At 64.9% G+C, this 18,071-nt stretch carries 14 protein-coding genes; 4 read left to right on the top strand and 10 right to left on the bottom strand.

Translation table 11 applies throughout. The features are described 5' to 3' along the window. Positions 1-30 precede the first annotated feature (30 nt). The 3 genes from KB554_RS06520 to KB554_RS06510 all read left to right on the top strand — a co-directional run bounded on the left by KB554_RS06520 (position 31) and on the right by KB554_RS06510 (position 3,534). Positions 31-876 carry a hypothetical protein gene (locus tag KB554_RS06520; protein WP_211035274.1) on the top strand — a complete coding sequence of 282 codons (846 nt, stop codon included), beginning with the start codon at positions 31-33 and terminating at the stop codon, positions 874-876. Between the two features lie 137 nt (positions 877-1,013). After that, positions 1,014-2,204, top strand: a complete 1,191-nt coding sequence (locus KB554_RS06515; RefSeq protein ID WP_211035271.1) for an FprA family A-type flavoprotein — start codon at positions 1,014-1,016, stop codon at positions 2,202-2,204. 13 nt (positions 2,205-2,217) lie between these two features. Then, positions 2,218-3,534, top strand: coding sequence for a UDP-glucose/GDP-mannose dehydrogenase family protein (locus KB554_RS06510; RefSeq protein ID WP_211035355.1), 1,317 nt, complete (start codon positions 2,218-2,220; stop codon positions 3,532-3,534). A 175-nt stretch (positions 3,535-3,709) separates the two neighbouring features. Here the strand turns inward: KB554_RS06510 and KB554_RS06505 are convergent, their stop codons facing one another. Next, positions 3,710-4,159 carry a YhcH/YjgK/YiaL family protein gene (locus KB554_RS06505; protein WP_211035269.1) on the bottom strand — a complete coding sequence of 150 codons (450 nt, stop codon included), beginning with the start codon at positions 4,157-4,159 and terminating at the stop codon, positions 3,710-3,712. A 127-nt stretch (positions 4,160-4,286) separates the two neighbouring features. Between KB554_RS06505 and aspA the strand changes: the two genes are divergently transcribed. After that, a complete protein-coding gene (gene aspA, locus KB554_RS06500) occupies positions 4,287-5,720 on the top strand; it encodes an aspartate ammonia-lyase (protein ID WP_141427843.1) in 1,434 nt (477 codons plus the stop codon). An 81-nt stretch (positions 5,721-5,801) separates the two neighbouring features. Here aspA and KB554_RS06495 read toward each other — a convergent pair whose 3' ends face one another. The 9 genes from KB554_RS06495 to KB554_RS06455 all read right to left on the bottom strand — a co-directional run bounded on the left by KB554_RS06495 (position 5,802) and on the right by KB554_RS06455 (position 18,005). Then, positions 5,802-6,950: an endonuclease/exonuclease/phosphatase family protein gene (locus KB554_RS06495; protein WP_141427844.1), complete on the bottom strand. Its 1,149-nt coding sequence runs from the start codon at positions 6,948-6,950 to the stop codon at positions 5,802-5,804. A gap of 3 nt (positions 6,951-6,953) precedes the next feature. Beyond that, positions 6,954-7,568 (bottom strand): rhomboid family intramembrane serine protease, encoded by a 615-nt coding sequence (locus tag KB554_RS06490; protein WP_141427845.1) that lies wholly within the window; start codon positions 7,566-7,568, stop codon positions 6,954-6,956. Between the two features lie 94 nt (positions 7,569-7,662). After that, positions 7,663-9,714 (bottom strand): DNA mismatch repair endonuclease MutL, encoded by a 2,052-nt coding sequence (gene mutL / locus KB554_RS06485; protein ID WP_141427846.1) that lies wholly within the window; start codon positions 9,712-9,714, stop codon positions 7,663-7,665. A 5-nt stretch (positions 9,715-9,719) separates the two neighbouring features. After that, a complete protein-coding gene (locus KB554_RS06480) occupies positions 9,720-10,130 on the bottom strand; it encodes a hypothetical protein (protein ID WP_141427847.1) in 411 nt (136 codons plus the stop codon). A gap of 220 nt (positions 10,131-10,350) precedes the next feature. Next, complete coding sequence (gene dnaJ, locus KB554_RS06475) at positions 10,351-11,517, bottom strand: molecular chaperone DnaJ (protein WP_141427848.1); 1,167 nt, start codon at positions 11,515-11,517, stop codon at positions 10,351-10,353. Positions 11,518-11,521: 4 nt separating this feature from the next. Then, positions 11,522-12,130 (bottom strand): nucleotide exchange factor GrpE, encoded by a 609-nt coding sequence (locus KB554_RS06470; protein ID WP_211035267.1) that lies wholly within the window; start codon positions 12,128-12,130, stop codon positions 11,522-11,524. Between the two features lie 67 nt (positions 12,131-12,197). Further along, positions 12,198-12,914 (bottom strand): SAM-dependent methyltransferase, encoded by a 717-nt coding sequence (locus KB554_RS06465; protein WP_211035265.1) that lies wholly within the window; start codon positions 12,912-12,914, stop codon positions 12,198-12,200. 6 nt (positions 12,915-12,920) lie between these two features. Next, positions 12,921-15,290: an alanine racemase gene (alr, locus tag KB554_RS06460; RefSeq protein WP_141427851.1), complete on the bottom strand. Its 2,370-nt coding sequence runs from the start codon at positions 15,288-15,290 to the stop codon at positions 12,921-12,923. Positions 15,291-15,512: 222 nt separating this feature from the next. After that, complete coding sequence (locus KB554_RS06455) at positions 15,513-18,005, bottom strand: Smr/MutS family protein (RefSeq protein WP_211035263.1); 2,493 nt, start codon at positions 18,003-18,005, stop codon at positions 15,513-15,515. Between the last annotated feature and the right edge of the window lie 66 nt (positions 18,006-18,071).

The following is an 18,071-nucleotide window of genomic DNA, read 5'->3' as shown; positions in this document are numbered from 1 at the left end:
TTTGTGGAACCGATTAAAGATTCGAATTTTATGATACTGAAAAAATATCTCTATGCGGCGCTGGCAGTCGTGAGCGCGATCGCCCTGGCCGCCTGCTCGGACGACGAGGGAACCGACCCCGGGCACGACAGCGCGCCGGTGGTGACGATCTACGAATATGCCGCACCCGAAGATTACGATGCGGACATCACGGAGAATATCCGCATCGTCCCGAACGACAAGGTGTCGAAAATGTTCGTCTATACCGAACTTCAGACCGACAAGGAGGCATACGTGGCCGAGAAGGGAGAGGCCGCATACATGGACCGGGTGGTCTCGGAAGGAACGGAATACGCCGGAGAGATTCAGGAAGTGGTGATTTCGGACCTGACGGGAACCTATGCCACGACCGTGGTGGCCGTCGCTTCCAACGGAGCCCGCAGAGCCTACGAAAACATCTTCAAAGGTGTCACCTGGGTCGAGGGCGGCACGGCCTTCGTTCAGGAGAACGTGGCAGGACTTTCCGGAACCGTGACGGTTCAGCGCCAGTCGGATGCGAACATTTTCCGCATCGTGGGTCTCTACACCCAGCTCGATCCCTCGCTGGGCGATCCGGACGAACGTTTCGTCTTCAATTTCAACGACGAGAAGGTCTGCACGCAGTTCTCGACGACGAACGCTCCGTTCTTCGTGGTCAATCTGCAGAAGGAAGACGGCATCTACCACGGCTACTACGACGCGGCCAACTACGGCGACTACTGCAACGTGGCAACCGGGAAATTAGACGAGAACCCTGCCGTAGCAGTATCCTGCCTCATCCTGAACAACAGTACCGGCAGTCTTTTCACCGGCGGACAGATCATCGTGCTCATCAACGATTTCAAGTGGATCGAATAATCCCCGGAACTGCATCTTCCACGGAGCCGGCCCTTTGCGGGTCGGCTCCTCGTGTTTTCGGGACGGAAGCCGCCCCGGTTGCACGCTGGCGTTTTTTTTCGTAAATTCGCCGCAGAAACCAAAAAAGACAACGAGATATGGCTATCACGGAAATTCTGCCCGGCATCCATTACGTCGGCGTAAACGACCGCACCACCACCCGCTTCGAAGGGCTTTGGTCGCTTCCTTCGGGGGTTTCGTACAACTCCTATCTGGTCATCGGCGAGAAGATCGCCCTCATCGACACCGTGGAGGAGGCTTTCGGCAGCCGCCTGTTCGAGAACATCCGCGAAGTGATCGGCGAGCGGAAGATCGACTACCTCGTGGTGAACCACATGGAACCCGACCACTCCTCGTCGATCGCGGCCCTGCGGCTGCGCTACCCCGACCTGCGGATCGTCGGCAACGCCAAGACGCTCCAGATGATCGGCGGCTACTACGGCATCGGCACGGGGACGGTCGAGGTCGGGGAGGGTTCGACGCTCGATCTGGGCGGCAAGGTGCTCTCGTTCCACCTGATCCCGATGGTCCACTGGCCGGAGACGATGGTGACGTGGTATGCCGACGAGGGGGTCGTCTTCTCGGGCGACGCGTTCGGCACGTTCGGCGCCCTCGACGGCGGCATCACCGATTCGCAGGTCGAACCGGAACGCTACTGGGACGAGATGCGCCGCTACTACGCCTGCATAGTGGGCAAATACGGCGTCCCCGTGCAGAAGGCGCTGCAAAAGGTCGGCGGACTTCCGATCCGGACCATCTGCCCGACGCACGGCCCCGTCTGGCAGCGCGAGATTCCCCGCGTGGTAGATATGTACGACCGTCTGAGCCGCTACGAAGGCGAACCGGGCGCGGTCGTGGCCTACGGCTCGATGTACGGCAACACGGAGCAGATGGCCGAACGCATCGCCCGGGAGCTGGCCGAGGCGGGCGTGCGGCGGATCCGGGTCCACAACCTCTCCTACGCCGATCCGTCGGTCGTGCTGCGCGACGTCTTCCGCTACGACACGCTCGTCGTCGGCAGCCCGACCTACAACGCCGAGCTTTTCCCGCCCGTCGAGCAGTTGCTGCGCCGCCTCGAGGCGCGCTGCATCCCGCAGCGCAACTTCGCCTTCTTCGGCTCCTTCACGTGGGCCGCGGCCGCCGTGCGCCGGATGAAGGAGTTCTCCGAGCGCATGAAGTGGGAGCCGGTGTGCGGTCCCGTGGAGATGAAGCAGGGCTACTCGCCCGCGATGATCGACCCGTGCCGCTCGCTCGCCGCCGCCGTCGCCGAACGGGTGCTGCGCAAATAACGGACGCGCCATGATGAGGATCGCCATTGTCGGAACGGGCTACGTCGGGCTCGTGTCGGGGGCCTGCTTCGCGGAGATGGGCCTCGACATCACGTGCGTGGATACCGACCGGAGGAAGATCGCGGCGCTGAACGAGGGCCGGATTCCGATTTACGAACCGGGGCTGGAGGAGATCGTGCGGCGCAATTTCGACGCCGGGCGGCTCCACTTCACCACCGACCTCGCGGCGTGTCTCGGCGAGGTGGAGGTGGTCTTCTCGGCCGTCGGCACGCCGCCCCGGGAGGACGGTTCGGCCGACCTCTCGCAGGTGTTCGAGGTGGCCCGCACCTTCGGCCGTCACATCGGCCGCTACACGCTGCTCGTGACCAAGAGCACGGTGCCCGTCGGCACGGCGGAGCGCATCCGGCGGATCGTCGCCGAGGAGCTGGCGGCACGCGGCGCGGAGGTGCCGTTCGACGTGGCGTCGAACCCCGAATTCCTCAAGGAGGGTGCGGCCGTCAAGGATTTCATGTCGCCCGACCGCGTGGTGGTGGGCGTCGAGAGCGAACGCGCCCGGCGGCTGATGGCGCGGCTCTACCGTCCGTTCCTGATAAACAACTTCCGCGTGCTGTTCATGGACATCGCCTCGGCCGAAATGACCAAATACGCCGCCAACGCCATGCTGGCGACGCGCATCTCGTTCATGAACGACATCGCCAACCTCTGCGACCGCGTGGGGGCCGACGTCGAGATGGTCCGCAAGGGCATCGGCTCCGACGCCCGCATCGGCAACAAATTCCTCTACCCCGGCTGCGGATACGGCGGTTCGTGCTTCCCGAAGGACGTGCAGGCACTCGCCTGCACAGCCCGCGAACACGGCTACACGATGCAGGTCGTCGAGGCGGTGGAACGGGTGAACGAGGCGCAGAAAGGGGTGCTCGTCCGCAAGCTCCGCGAACTGCTGGGCGACGACCTGCGGGGACGGCGCATCGCCGTATGGGGCCTCGCGTTCAAGCCCGAGACGGACGACATGCGCAAGGCGCCGGCGCTGACGGCGATCGGACAACTGCTGGAGGCCGGGGCCGAAGTGGCGGCCTACGACCCGGTGGCGACGGAGGAGTGCCGCCGCCTGCTGAAGGACCGGCCCGTGCGCTATGCCCGGAACATGTACGACGCGGCCGACGGGGCCGACGCCATCCTGCTGGTCACCGAGTGGAAGGAGTTCCGGATGCCCGACTGGCCGCGGCTCCGCGCGACGATGCGCGGCGACGGAATCGTGGACGGCCGCAACATCTTCGACAAGCAGGAGGCCCTCGCCGCAGGATTCCGCTACCGCGGGATCGGCAAATGACGGGGAGGGGAAGTCCGGAACGTTCCGGTCCGTGCAGGCGGGTCCGGTAAAAATCCGGTACGGCAGCCGGAAAGGCGGAAACAACCCCGCGGCACAGCGATACGGGGCGACGAAAACGGCTCAGGCTTCGGAAAAACCGAAGTCTGAGCCGTTTTCCGGTCCGGAAGGGAACCGCCTACCGGCGGACCTTGACGATGATCTTGCGGATATGCCCCTCGCCCACCATCGGCGCATGGCCGTCCTCGGGCAGCAGCATCGTGAACTGGCCGGGACGCAGCGTATAGTAGGTCTGCGGCACGTCGTCGAAGAACTGGATGTCCTTCTGCGCATCGAACGTCCCCAGCGGCTGCCGGAGGTCCTTGCGCTCGCTCCAGCCGAACGACTCCTCCGTACCCGCGACGAGGACCTGAATGTCGATATAGGCGTCGTGCACCTCCAGTTTGGCATCGGGCCTGCGCTTGAGGTCCACGTCCATCACATTGACGAAAATATCCCGTCCGTCGAGTTCGTGGACGCCCGGCTCCATGCCGGTCCAGTCGGTCGAGGCGATGAACGAGAAGGCCCGTTCGAGCCGCAGGTTGAGCGAATGATACAGCGCGCTGTTTTTCAGAGAATCGAGAATCATGGTATTACAGGTGTTTGCAAACGCCGCCGGAGACCTTTTCCGGACGGCGGAATACAAAGGTAGCAAGATTTTTCGACAACCTGCCGTAAAAATGCTATATTTGTAATACGAACAAAAAATACACACTATGGATTTTACGGACATCGAACTTTCGGGCAAAACCCGCCGCGAGCACGACCTGCTCGGCGAGATGGACATTCCCGTGGAGTACTATTTCGGCGTGCAGACCATGCGGGCCGTGGAGAATTTCCACATCAGCCGCGTGCGGCTCAACTTCTTCCCGCAACTGATCCGCGCCCTGGCCGACGTGAAGCAGGGGGCGGCGGCCGCGAACCGCGATCTGGGGCTGCTGGATCCCGCCATCGCCGACGCCATCACCCGCGCCTGCGAAGAGTTGCGCGAAGGGCGCCTCAACGAACAGTTCGTCGTGGACATGGTGCAGGGAGGCGCCGGCACCTCGACCAACATGAACGCCAACGAGGTGATCGCCAACCGGGCGCTCGAGCTGCTCGGCCACGAAAAGGGCGAATACGCCTACTGCCATCCGAACAACCACGTGAACCTCTCGCAATCGACCAACGACGCCTACCCGACGGCCGTGCGGATCGCGCTGGCGCGCAGCATCGACGGAGCGGTGGCCTCGCTGCGCGAACTGATCGCGGCGTTCCACGCCAAGGGCGAGGAGTTCGCCCACATCATCAAGATGGGCCGCACGCAGCTGCAGGACGCCGTGCCGATGACCCTCGGCCAGGAGTTCGAAGCCTACGCCGCGACGCTCACCGAGGAGATCGACCGCCTGCAAACCAACCTGCGGCTCTTCTACGAGATCAACATGGGCGCTACGGCCATCGGCACGGGCATCAATGCCGATCCCGACTATGCGGAGCTCTGCACGAAGCACCTGCGCGAAATCACGGGACTGCCGCTGAGCAAGGCGACGAACATGATCGAGGCCACGAGCGACACGGGCGCCTTCATCATGAACTCCTCGGCGCTCAAGCGGCTGGCCGTGAAGCTCTCGAAGATATGCAACGACCTGCGTCTGCTCTCGTCGGGTCCGCGCTGCGGCCTGAACGAGATCAACCTCCCGCCGCGCCAGCCCGGCTCGTCGATCATGCCCGGAAAGGTCAATCCCGTGATTCCCGAGGTGGTCAATCAGGTCGCCTTCCGCGTCATCGGCAACGACCTGACGATCACGCTCGCCTCCGAGGCCGGACAGCTCGAGCTCAACGTCATGGAGCCGATCATCGTCCACTCGCTCTTCGAGAACATCGAGATGCTGGTCAACGCCATGAACACGCTGCGCGAGAAGTGCGTCGTCGGCATCACGGCCAACCCCGAAGTCTGCCGCCGGATGGTCTACAACAGCATCGGACTCGTCACGGCGCTCAATCCCTACCTGGGCTACGAGACCTCGACGATGCTGGCCAAGGAGGCCCTGCAAACCGGCAAGGGCATCTACGACCTGGTGCTCGAACACCGCCTCATGAGCGAGGAGGAGCTGCACAAGGTCCTGCTCCCCGAGAACATGGTGCATCCCCGCAAGAAGATCACCGAGTGATCCGCCTGCGGACGGAAAAACGACTACGGCGGCCTCCGAAAAGGGCCGCCGTAGTCGTTCTTACCGTCGCACCGGGAGCGTTCACGAACTCTTTTTCAGCCGCTTCAGCCGCACGACGACGGGATGATGGTCCGAATACTCGACCGGCAGCACGCCGTAGGCGACGGCCCGGAATTCGTCGGAATAGAGCACGTAGTCGATACGCAGCGTATTGAAAAAACCGCGGTAGGTGTGCGAATAGCCCGACCCGCACCGGCTGAAGGCGTCTTCGAGGCCGGCGGCCATCCGCCGATAGACATACGACACGGGGGTATCGTTGAAGTCTCCGCAGACGATGCGCCCCGTGCGCGTGGCCCCGATCTGTGCGGCGATGCTGTCCACCTGCGCCGCCCGCAGCTCGCTGTTCTCGCGCAGGCGGGTGACGATGCTGCGCAGCTTCACCTCGCGGGCCGTATCCGAAAGGAAACGGCGGGTGGTGATATACTCGTTGTCGTCGGCGTTGATCGCCGTCGAGTGAAGATGGTCGTTGAAGATCCGGACCGTATCGTCGCCGATCAGCACGTCGGCCCACACCGACGAATGGGGCGTCAGCACCGTCTCCGAACGCAGAATCCGGTACTTGCTCAGGATCGCCAGCCCCGCGTCGTCCGAAGGATCGGGATCCTTCTCGGCTCCGAAACGGGCGCTCTCGTACTCCTCGCCGAGCAGCCGGAACGCCTCGGAGGCCCCGGCCAGCCGCCCGTTGAACTCCTGCAGACAAACGATGTCGGGATTCTGCTCGCGGATCAGCCGCACCACCTCGTCCACGCTGCTCCGCCCCTCCTCGCCGTAGAAACCGCGGACGTTGTAGGTCATCACGCCGAAAGTGCCGCGCTCGGAGATTTTCTCCTCGTAGCTGCGCCGGATTTCGGGCCGCCAGAAGAGCGACACCTTGCCCAGACCCGCCGCCACGAGCAGCAGCATCGCCCCGGCCTGCACCCACCGCCAGCGGATGATCCAGTAGAGCAGCAGTACGACCGAAGCGACGTAAACGCCCGGAGCCGCCAGCCCCAGCACGGGCAGAAACCAAACGCGCCCGGGATTGACATACGGCACGAAATACGTCAGGAGCATGGCCGCCCCCACGGCGACGGTCACCGGCGTCAGCACCCAGTCGAGCACCCGCAGGACGACACTCCGCCGCCCGGCCGCCGGCCGCTCGCCGTAGTCGCTGTAATAGTCGCCGCGCATCTTCTAAAACCGGATCGTTCCGTTACGCTTCCACCATTGCAGCAGCAACAGCCCCCACAGCATGCCGCCGACATGGGCGAAATGGGCCACGTTGCCGCCGAATCCCGTCCAGCCCAGGAACAGCTCGATCACGCCGTAAATCACCACGAACCATTTGGCCTTCATCGGAATGGGCGGAATGAGCAGCATGATGACCGCATTGGGATGCATCACGCCGAAAGCCAGCAGAAGCCCCATCACCGCTCCCGACGCGCCGACGAGCTGGATGGGCATTTCGCCCGTCAGGTAGGCCGTCGCCAACTGGATCAGCGCCGCACCGACGCCGCAGACCATGTAGTAGATCAGAAAACGCTTCGACCCCAGCTCGTACTCCAGCGTCCGGCCGAACATCCACAGTGCGAACATGTTGAAGAAGATATGCTCGACGCTGGCATGCAGGAACATGTAGGTGACGAACTGGTAGGAGTGGAACTCGCCGAAGGGCGACGCCCCGAACCAGAGCGCGCAGAAGCGGATGATCTCGTTGCCCACGGGCAGCAGCGCCGTGGCCATATAGACCAGGACATTGATGATTATCAGGTTTTTGACCACCGGAGGGGTCTGAAAATAGCGGTTCATGGAATTTTCTGTCGTCTATCCGTTTTTCAAATTCGTCTTCTGCGGGCGGCCGGGCCCGCACCGATACGGGTGCAAATATAACGATCTTTCGCCATTATCCCAGCTTCGCGCGCAACTCTTCGGGCGTGATCTCCGCCAGAATCGCCTTGCCCGAGGGCGAGAAGCTGACGTTTCCCGTCTCGGCAAGCTGCGCGAGCAGCGCCGCGGCCTCTTCGCGCGACAACACGCGCGGCGTGTTGCGCGCCGCGCCGCGGGCCATGACCGCAGCGACCTTCTCGCGCCGCACGTCGGCCACCGACAAAGGCGTGCGAAAAGCCTGCAACAGCTCGAAAAGCAGCTTGTCCACCGCATCGGGCGGCAGTTCGGCGGGCGTGCCCTTCACCTCGACCGCCCCGTCGCCGCAGAAGCCGATGTCGAATCCCAGCGCGGCGAACTCCACGGCGTTCTCCTCGAGCAGGGCGTATTCGTCGCCCGACAGCTCGAGCCGCTCGGGAAACAGCAACTGCTGGCTCACGGACGAGCCGTTGCCCAGCATCCGGAGGTAATCCTCGTAAAGGATCCGTTCGCGGGCGCGCCGCAGGTCCACGACGACGAAGCGCCCGTTCAGCAATGCGGCGAGATAGCCGGCCCCCAGCGGCAGCGGGTCCGAGAACTCGGGACGCTCCGGCCCCAGATCGAAACGCTGCTGCTCCGCCCCGGCGGACGACGGAATGAAATCGAGCGCGCTCTCCCCGTCCGTCCCGCCGGATGCGATTTCGAAGCCGCCGTCCTCTCCGGCGATCCCGCCGGAGGGGCTCCCCCCGCCGTATCCGAACCGGTCCGAACCGAAGTCCGCCCCCGACTCGAACTCCTCGAACTCCCCGTCCTGCGGGAGGCGGAACCCGCCCCCTGCGGAGGGACCCGGCGCGGCAGTACGCACGCCTCCGGCCCGGAATCCCGCTCCGGAGGTGTCCGACACCATGCCGCCGTCGGCATAGGGCACGTCGAAGCCCGTGAAATCGACATTCGGATCGGGAGCCGAAGGGTCGATGTAGGTCTCGCGGAACGGGTTGTAGTCCTCGTTGGACATCGCCCGGGGCTCGCTGTATATGGCTCCCCTCTGCAACACGGGAATCTCCACCTGCCCCTCGCGGTCGAAATCCATCATCGGCACGGCGCCCGTCCTGGCCAGCGTCTCGCGCACGGCGGCGTGGACGATCTGCCACACGGCCTCCTCGTCGGCGAACTTCACTTCGGTCTTCTGCGGATGCACATTGACGTCGATGCGGCCGGGGTCGATCGTAAGGTAGAGGAAATAGGAGGGCTGCGAACTTTCGGGTATCAGTTTCTCGTAAGCCTTGAGAATCGCGCTCGTGAGGTACGAACTCTTGAAGTAGCGGCCGTTCACGAACAGATACTGCTCCGTGTTGCGCTTCTTGGCCGCCGCCGGGCGGCCGATATACCCTTCGATGCGGGCGATCGAGGTGTCGGCCTCGACGTCCAGCAGGTTCTGCTTGATATGCCGTCCCACGACATCCACGATACGGCCCGCGAGCGATGCGGCCGCAAGCGACAGGATCGGTGCGTCGTTGGCGTACAGTTCGAACGCCACGGAGGGGTTGCACAACGCGACACGCTGGAATTCGGCCTTGATCTGCGACGCCGACGTCGTACCCTTCTCCAGGAAACGGCGGCGCGCCGGAACGTTGTAGAAGAGGTTGCGCACGAAGAACTGCGACCCCACGGGGCACATCGCCGGGGTCTGCGCCACGAACTGACCGCCGTTGATCTCGGTCACGGTCCCCACCTCGTCGCCCTCCTGCCGCGTGCGCAGCTCGACCTGCGCCACCGCGGCGATCGAGGCCAGCGCCTCGCCCCGGAAACCGAACGTGCGGAGCGCATAGATGTCGTCCACCGAACGGATCTTGCTCGTGGCATGGCGGTCGAAGGCCATCCGCGCGTCGATGGGCGACATGCCGCAGCCGTCGTCCACGATCTGAATCAACTCCTTGCCTCCGTCGCGGTAATTGACCTTCACGGAGCGGGCCCCGGCGTCGATGGCGTTCTCCATCATCTCCTTGACCACCGACGAGGGCCGGTTCACGACCTCTCCGGCAGCGATCTGATTGGCGACGACCTCGGGTAAAAGTCTGATCTTGTCGGCCATCTCGCTCACTCCTCGTAATCGTTCGGAACGACCCGTATCGGGGCGTAGGGATCGAACCCGTCCTCCGCCGCCTCGGTATTCGCCGCAGGGGCGGGCTGCGTGGCGGCAGCTTGCAGGAAGACCTCCGCCAGCTTCGGATAGAGCAGGTAGATGAACAGCAGGACCAGCACCGCGGCGGCGGCCATCTTCAGGATGCGGATGCGGCCCCGCTCCTCCTCGCCGGCCCGGTGCGCCGCACGGGCTTCGCGCTGCGTGCGGATGAACTGGCCGGGAACGTATTCGTGCGCCTCATCCCCGGCACGCTCGCCGCGCAGCTCGGCACGACGCTGCTCGCGCGCCTCCTTCTCCGGGTCGTAATACCGCGGAATGTAGTTGAACTTGTTGGCGTGTTTCTTAAAAGGGGTAAAACCTAACATGGTCGATTTTTTTTCAAAGATACGAATATATCCGCGATTTTATTGCCGTCGTGCGGCTCTCTTTTTCCGCAGCGCCTCCCCTTTCCCACGACAAGCCCCCGCCGAAGCGGGGGTCTGACGCGCTCCGTCCGCGGACGGAACGGCGGCATGCGGGAAAACGCCCGCAAAGGGAGTCGCGGCGCACGGCATCGCCGCACCCGCCGGAAACGCACTCCGTCATCTACCGGAAGAAATTCTTCATCCGCTCGAAGATGTTCTGGTTCCTGACCGACTCGGCGCGCTGGAACGAGGGCTGCCCGGCGAGCTGCTCCACGATGCGCTTCTCCTCGGCGGTGAGTTTCGCGGGAACGGTGATGTCCACCACGATCAGCTCGTCGCCGCGGCCGTAGCCGTTCACCTCCGGAAGGCCCTTGCCCGCCAGCCGCAGCACCTTGCCCGCGTGCGTGCCCGGAGCGATCTTGATCTTGGCCCGGCCGTCCACCGTCGGAACCTCGACCGTACCGCCCAGGAGGGCCGTCACGACCGTAATGTTCAGATTGTGGATCAGGTCGTTGCCGTCGCGCACCAGTTCGGCGTCCGGCTCCTCCTCGATGAGCACCTGCAAGTCGCCGTTCACTCCGCCGTGACGCGCCGCATTGCCCTTGCCCGACACCGTGAGCACCATGCCTTCGCCCACGCCGGCGGGAATCTGTATCTCCACCACCTCGTCGCCGCGCACGGCGCCTTCGCCCTTGCACTTGTCGCAGGGGGCCGTAATCACCTTGCCCGTGCCGCCGCACGTCGGGCAGACGCCCTGCGTCTGCATCCGGCCGAAGAAGGTGTTCTCCACGCGCGTCACGTACCCCGCGCCGTTGCAGGTCGCGCACGTCCCGTAGGAGGAGGCGTCCCGGGCCCCCGTGCCGCCGCATTTGTCGCAGGCCACGGTCTTGGTGATCTTGAGCTTCTTCGTCACGCCCGAGGCGATCTCCTGCAACGTCAGCTTCACCTTGATCCGGATATCCGACCCGCGGTTCACGCGACGGCCGCCCCCTGCGGACGAGGAGCGGAACCCGCCCCCGAAGTGTCCGCCGAAGATGTCGCCGAACTGCGAGAAGATGTCCTCCATCGAGAAGCCGCCTCCGAACCCTCCGAAGCCTCCGGCTCCGCCGCCCGCAGCGCCGTTCATGCCGGCGTGGCCGAACTGGTCGTAACGGGCGCGCTTGTCGGGATTCGACAACACGTCGTAGGCCTCCGCGGCCTCCTTGAATTTCTCCTCGGCCTCCTTGTCCCCGGGGTTCTTGTCGGGGTGGTACTTGATGGCCGCCTTGCGGTATGCCTTCTTTATTTCGTCAGCGTTAGCGTTTTTCTGGACGCCCAGCACTTCGTAGTAATCCCTCTTCTCTGCCATGATTCTACTCTCCTACAACGACTTTGGCGAAGCGAAGCACCCGCTCGCCCAGCATGTAGCCCGTCTGAACGACGTCGATGACCTTGCCCTTCTTCTCCTCTCCGGCCGCGAAGCGGGCCACGGCCTCGCAATACTCCGCGTCGAAATCCTTGTCCTTGACCTCGATCTCCGTGACGCCCTTCTGGCGCAGCGCCTCGGTGAACTTCTGCGAAATGAGCAGCACGCCCGAACGCAGCGCCTCCACGTCGTCGCTCTTCTCCATCGCCGCCAGCGCCCGCTGCACGTCGTCGCGCACGGGAAGCATGGCCAGCAGCACGTCGCGGCCCCCGGTCTGCACCAGGTCCATCTTCTCCCGGAGCGTCCGTTTGCGGTAGTTGTCGAACTCGGCCTGCAACCGCAGGTACTTGTCCTGCCATTCGGCCACTACCGCCTCCAGCTCCACGGCCGCCTCGGGTTCGGACGTCTCGCCTCCGACTGCCATTGTGGCAGTCGCATCCTCCGCATCGTCTGCCACATTGGCACACGGCTCGCCGTCGCACGACGGATAACCGTCGCCGGCCGAGAATCCTTCGTCACCGTTAACGGCCTCATTATAAACTTCTTTCTTTTTCATATTTTCGTATTTTTCCGGTTTTTCCGCCCTATACGGCGCAAATTGCATACCAACCGCCCGCCGGAAGCTATCCGATCGCAAAAATCGCCGGACGCCTGTTCAGTTCGGGCAGCGGCCGGCGGCGCCACTCCCCCGCCGTATGCGTCTCGACCCAGCCGCCGGGCGCCGTCAGATCGACGGCCACCGTAAGACGCGTCTCCGCCCCGAGTGTCCGGAGCAGCTGCCCGAAGAGCTTCTCGTTGCGGTAGGGAGCCTCGATGAAGAGCTGCGACTGCCCCTCGCTCAGGGCGCGGCGCTCGAAAAAGCGGATCGCTTTCGCCCGCTCGGGCGGCTTCACGGGCAGGTAGCCGTTGAAGGCGAACGACTGCCCGTTCAGTCCCGAAGCCATCACGGCCAGGATGATCGACGAAGGCCCCACGAGCGGCACGACGCGGATGCCCCGCCTATGGCAGGCCTCGGCGACGAGCGCCCCGGGATCGGCCACGCCCGGCACGCCGGCCTCGGAGATCACCCCCGCCGAACGCCCTTCGGCGATCGGGCGCACCAGTTCCTCCACCTCGCGGCCCGCCACGGTGTGTTCGTTCAGCTCACGGAACTCCAGTCCGTCGATCGGCCGCGCGATGCCGGCCTTCGCCAGGAACCGCCGCGCCGAACGCGTGTTCTCGACGATGAAGTAGTCGAGCGAATCCATCACCGCCCGGTTGGCCGCGGGAAGCACCTCCCACGGCGCCGTTTCGTCCGAAATCGGACAGGGAATCAGATAAAGCGTTCCTTTCGTCGTCATGCGCCGTCACTCCTTGAGATAAATCCGTTTCACCCGGCCCGATACGGAGGTCATCACCTCGTAGGGAATCGTACCGAGCACGCGGGCCATCGCCTCGGGGTCGTTGCCCGCCGCGGGCGAGAAGATCAGCACCTCGTCGCCCTCCGCGACGCCGTGCACATCGGTTATGTCGATCATGCAACTGTCCATGCAGATACGTCCCACGACGGGAGCCGCCTCCCCGCCCACGCGCACCGACCAGCGGCCGCACCCCAGGCGGCGGTCCAGCCCGTCGGCATAGCCCACGGGAATCGTGGCCACGACGCTCGGCCGCGTCAGGCGTCCGGCCCGGCCGTAGCCCACCGTCTCGCCCGCGGCCAGACGCCGGATCTGCACGATCCGCGTTCGGAGCGTCGAGACGGGCCGCAGGGCGTCGTTGTGCCGCCAGCCGAAGCCGTAAAGCCCCAGTCCGAGGCGGCACATGTCGTACTGCGCCTCGGGGAAGCGCTCGATGGCCGCCGAATTGGCCGTATGGCGGAGCACCGGGTAAGGCAGCGACGCCGCGACGGCGCCGCTCATGCGGTCGAAACGGGCGATCTGCGCCCGCGTATAGGCATCCTCCTCGGGCATGTCGGCGCAGTTGAGGTGCGAGAACACCGAGGCCACCTTCACCTCCGGCCGGGTCGGCAGCACCTCGCAGAGGCGGCCGATCTCCTCCTCCATGAATCCCAGCCGGTGCATGCCCGTATCGAGTTTGAGATGGATCGGATAGCGCGCCTCGCCCGCATGCGACACGGCCGCCGCGAAGTCGTCGAGCGAGCGGAAGCCGTAGATTTCGGGTTCGAGCCGGTTGGCGATCATCAGATCGAAGCTGTCGGCGTCGGCGTTGAGCACGACGATCGGCATGGCGATCCCCCGCTCGCGCAGCAGCACCCCCTCGTCGGCGAAGGCCACGGCCAGGTAGTCCACGCCCTCGTGCTGGAGCATCTGAGCCACCTCGAAATCGCCCGCGCCGTACGACCCCGCCTTGACCATCGCCACCAGCTTCGTCCGCGGCGACAACTGCGCACGGAAATAGTTCAGGTTGTGTATCATAGCATCCAGATCGACCTCCAGCACCGTCGTATGGCTCTTGCGCGCGAGGGCGTGGGCAAGCCGTTCGAAACGGAACTCCCGCGCCCCCTTGAGCAGCACGGCGCGGCCCGCCACGGCGTCGCGTCCGATGCGGGCGATGCACTCGCCCGTCGAGGCGAAGAACTCCCGCTCGCAGGCGAAGAGCGAAGCGTAGCGTTTCAGCTTCGGTCCGATGCCGATGAACGTGTCGATGCCCGCCCGGGCGACCATTCCGGCCACGCGGCCGTACAGTTCGTCGTCCGAAAGCCCGCTTTGGGCGATGTCCGACAGGACGAGCGTCCGGCGGCGCGACAGCGCCACGTTGTGCAGGTAGTCCAGCGCCAGCGCCAGCGAATTGAGGTCGAGGTTGTAGGCGTCGTTGATGAGCACCGAATCGTTGATGCCCTCCTTCACCTCGAGGCGCATCGCCACCTCGGGAGCCGACGAGAAGGCCGGTTCGGGAAAATCCATCGCGGCGCAGAACGCCTCGACGATCTGCGCGTTGCGGCGCGAAGCCTCGTTGCCGACGACCGCCTCCGGCACGCGGGGGAACGCCGCAGCGTCGTAGAGCTTCCGCCCGGCGAAATGCGCGGCGATCATACGCCCCAGCGGCTCGTAATGGCTATGATAGACGATCCGCGAGGCGCCGCGCGCCAGAATCATCTTTTCCAGGCACTTCTGGTCCAGATTGAGGAAATTCTCCTGGTGGGCGTCCCCGATCGAGGTGAAGACGACCACGTCGGGACGGATGATGCGCTCCAGCCGCTCCATCTCCCCCGGCTTCGAAATGCCCGCCTCGAAGATCGCCAGCCGCTCGTCGCCCTCGAGCATCAGCACCGACAGCGGCACGCCCAACTGCGAATTGTAACTCTTCGGCGAACGGTAGCACTTCATCCCCGCGGGCAGTTCCTCGGCGATCCATTCCTTGATGACCGTCTTGCCGTTCGACCCGGTGATGCCCACCACCGTCCCGCGGAACTGCGCCCGGTGGTAGGAGGCCAGCCGCTGCAACGCTTCGATGGCGTTCCGCACCACGACATAGCCGCATCCGGGAGCCGCATCGACGGCGCGCTCGGTCAGGAAGGCGCGGACCCCGCGGGCGCGCATCTCCCCGATGAAATCGTGCGAATCGTGGTTGGCGCCGCACATGGCCACGAACATCGGGCCGGTTCCCAGCTCGCACGTCAGCGAGCGGCTGTCGGTGACGACCGACTGCACCGTGGAGTCCGTACCCGAAAACCCGCCGCCCACGATGGCGGCGATCTGCGATAGCTGATATTCCATAGGAATAGCTGTTTTTATTCCGGCAATCCTGTTTTCATGCGGCGAAAACCGGCAGGCCGTATCCGTCGGTGCCGTCGGTATGTTCCAAAATCCCGGTTCCCGGGGTCTTTCCCGGAACCGTCATGCGGAAAAATGCGTTTCCCCGGCCCGGCCCGCGATTCCGGTTCGTTCCGCGTTTCCGGCCCGTTCCGCGCGGCGGCTCCGGAGCGGAGCGCCGCGAAATCACGACAGGTCGAACGTCACGACCGTAATGCCCGCACCGCCCCGGTCGGCATGCTCGTCCGCAGCCGAGACCACCTCGGGAACCGAACGGAGGTAGCGCCGTATCTCCTCCTTCAGTGCGCCCGTGCCCTTGCCGTGGAGGATCGAGACCGAACCGACACCCACCATCAGCGCATCGTCGATGAAGTCGCGCACCTCCTCCAGCGCCTCGGCGGCGCGCATCCCGCGCACGTCGATATGGTCCCGGAAACGGAGCTTGCGGGCCGAAATGTCGGCCGACAGGACCGTGCGGGCCGTCGCCGGACGCGTCGCCTCGCGGTATTCGCTGTTCGAAACGACCGTGAGCAGCGTCTTGTCCACCGTCGTCAGAATCTGCCCGAAGGCCACCTGCGCCCGTTTGCCCTTGATCGACTGCACCACGCCGACCATCTCCTGCCCGGCCATGCGCACCTTCGAGCCCTCGACGACTTCGCGCGGTTTCTCCGGCACAGGAACCGCCTCCGCCTTCGTCTCGGCCCCTTCGCGGGCCTTCCGTTCGGCGCGCCGCTGCCGCCGCCGTTCGATGCGCTCGATCTCGCGGGCCACCGCGGCTTCGCGCTCCGCCGAACCGGCCGCATCCACCTTCCCGCGGAAATCGTCCAGCTCGCGCCGCGCCAGCCGCGTCAGCTCCTTTTCGGCCTGTGCCTCGCGGATGGTGCGGATCGTGTTTTCGATCTGCCGGTTGGCGTCGGCGATGAGCTGCTGCGCCTCCTGCTTGGCCCGCTTGAGAATCTCCTGCCGCTCGGCGCGGATTTTCGCCAACTGCTCGGCGTAGGTCTGCTCCAGTTCCTCCACCTTGCGGTCCGTCAGGCGTATGCGGTCGCGTTTCTGCTCCCAGTAGTGCTTGTCGCGGGCGATCTCGCGCAACTGTTTCTCGATATTGATATGGTCCGACCCGGCCTTCTCGCTCGCCGCGCGGATGATCTCCTCCGGAAGCCCGATCTTGCGGGCGATCTCCACGGCGAACGAACTGCCCGGCTTGCCCGTCTCGAGCCGGAAAAGCGGCCGGATACGCTGCACGTCGAAGGTCATCGCGCCGTTGGCGATGCCTTCGGTGTTCGAGGCGTAATACTTGATATTGGCATAGTGGGTCGTGATCACCCCGTAGCACCCCCTGGCCAGCAGCCGCTCGAGGATGGCCTCGGCGATGGCCCCGCCGATCGTGGGTTCCGTGCCCGAGCCGAACTCGTCGATGAGCACCAGCGTACGGTCCGAAGCCCCGGCGAGCATGTGCTTCATGTTGAGCAGGTGCGAAGAGTAGGTCGAAAGGTCGTTGTCGATGGACTGCTCGTCGCCGATGTCGAGGAAGATGCTCCGGAACACGGGCAGCTCCGAGACCTCCGACGCGGGGACGGGAAAACCGCATTGGAACATGTATTGCACGATACCCGTGGTCTTCAGGCAGACCGACTTGCCGCCGGCGTTGGGGCCCGAAATGACGAGGATGTGCTTGCGGCGGTCGAGCTGCAGGTCGAGCGGCACGATCTCGCGCCCCGCGGCGCGGAGGGTCTGTTGCAGCAGCGGGTGGCGGGCGTTTTTCAGCACCAGCCGGTCGTCGGTCGAGAGGATCGGCCGCACGCATCCGTTCTCCGAGGCCCAGCGCCCCTTGGCACGCAGCATGTCGATCTCGGCCAGGTAGTCGCCCGAGGCGGCGATCAGCTCCGCATCGGGCCGGATCGAGGCCGTGAATTCGGTGAGGATGCGGACGATCTCGCGCCGCTCGGCATACTCCAGTTCGCGCAGTTCGTTGTTGATCTCCACCACCTCCACCGGCTCGATGTAGAAGGTCTTGCCCGTGGCCGACTCGTCGTGTATGAATCCGTTGAGCTTGCGTTTGTTGGCCGCGGCGACGGGAATCACGGCCCGCCCGTCGCGGATCGAGATCTGCGCGTCGGCCTCGACGATGCCCGCTCCCTTGGCCGAAGCCAGCACGGCCTGCAACCGCTTGGCGGCCTGCCCTTCCCGCTCGCGGATCGCCCGCCGGATCTCCAGCAGTGCGGGCGACGCATCGTCCCTCACCTCGCCCAGCCGGTCCACGATCCCGTCGATGCGCCGCACGATCTCCGGAAAGGACTCGACGCCGCGCGTCCGGTCGTACAGCGCCGGATAGCGCTCCTCGCGGGCGAGGATGAACGAAACGACGCCGCCCAGAGCGGACAGCGCCCGACGGAGCGTCGCCACCTCCTCCACGTCGAGGAACGATCCCTCGACGCGCAGCTTGGCGATCAAAACGTCCGTATCGGGGTATTCGCCCCCGGGAAATTCGTGCTCCATATCGAGCAGCAGGCGCATCTCGTCGGCGAGCGCCTGCCGCCGCTCGATCTCGCGCGGCGAGGTCGAGAAATCCTCCGCGGCGATCCGTTCGCGGGCGGCGCGCATGGTGCAACGCGCGGCGACCTGCTCGCGGAGCCGGTCGAAACCTATCTTTTGCTCGAAAGAGGCAGGGTAAATCATGGTATCGAAATCTCGTTAAACACCGTCGGCTCCGCTCCCCCGGAACGGCCGAGCCGGTGTGCCGGC

The organism is Alistipes sp. Marseille-P2263 (assembly GCF_018101075.1).
Lineage (GTDB): Bacteria > Bacteroidota > Bacteroidia > Bacteroidales > Rikenellaceae > Alistipes > Alistipes dispar.
Note: the sequence above shows the minus strand (reverse complement) of the source record. Positions and strands in the feature narration are given on the sequence as shown.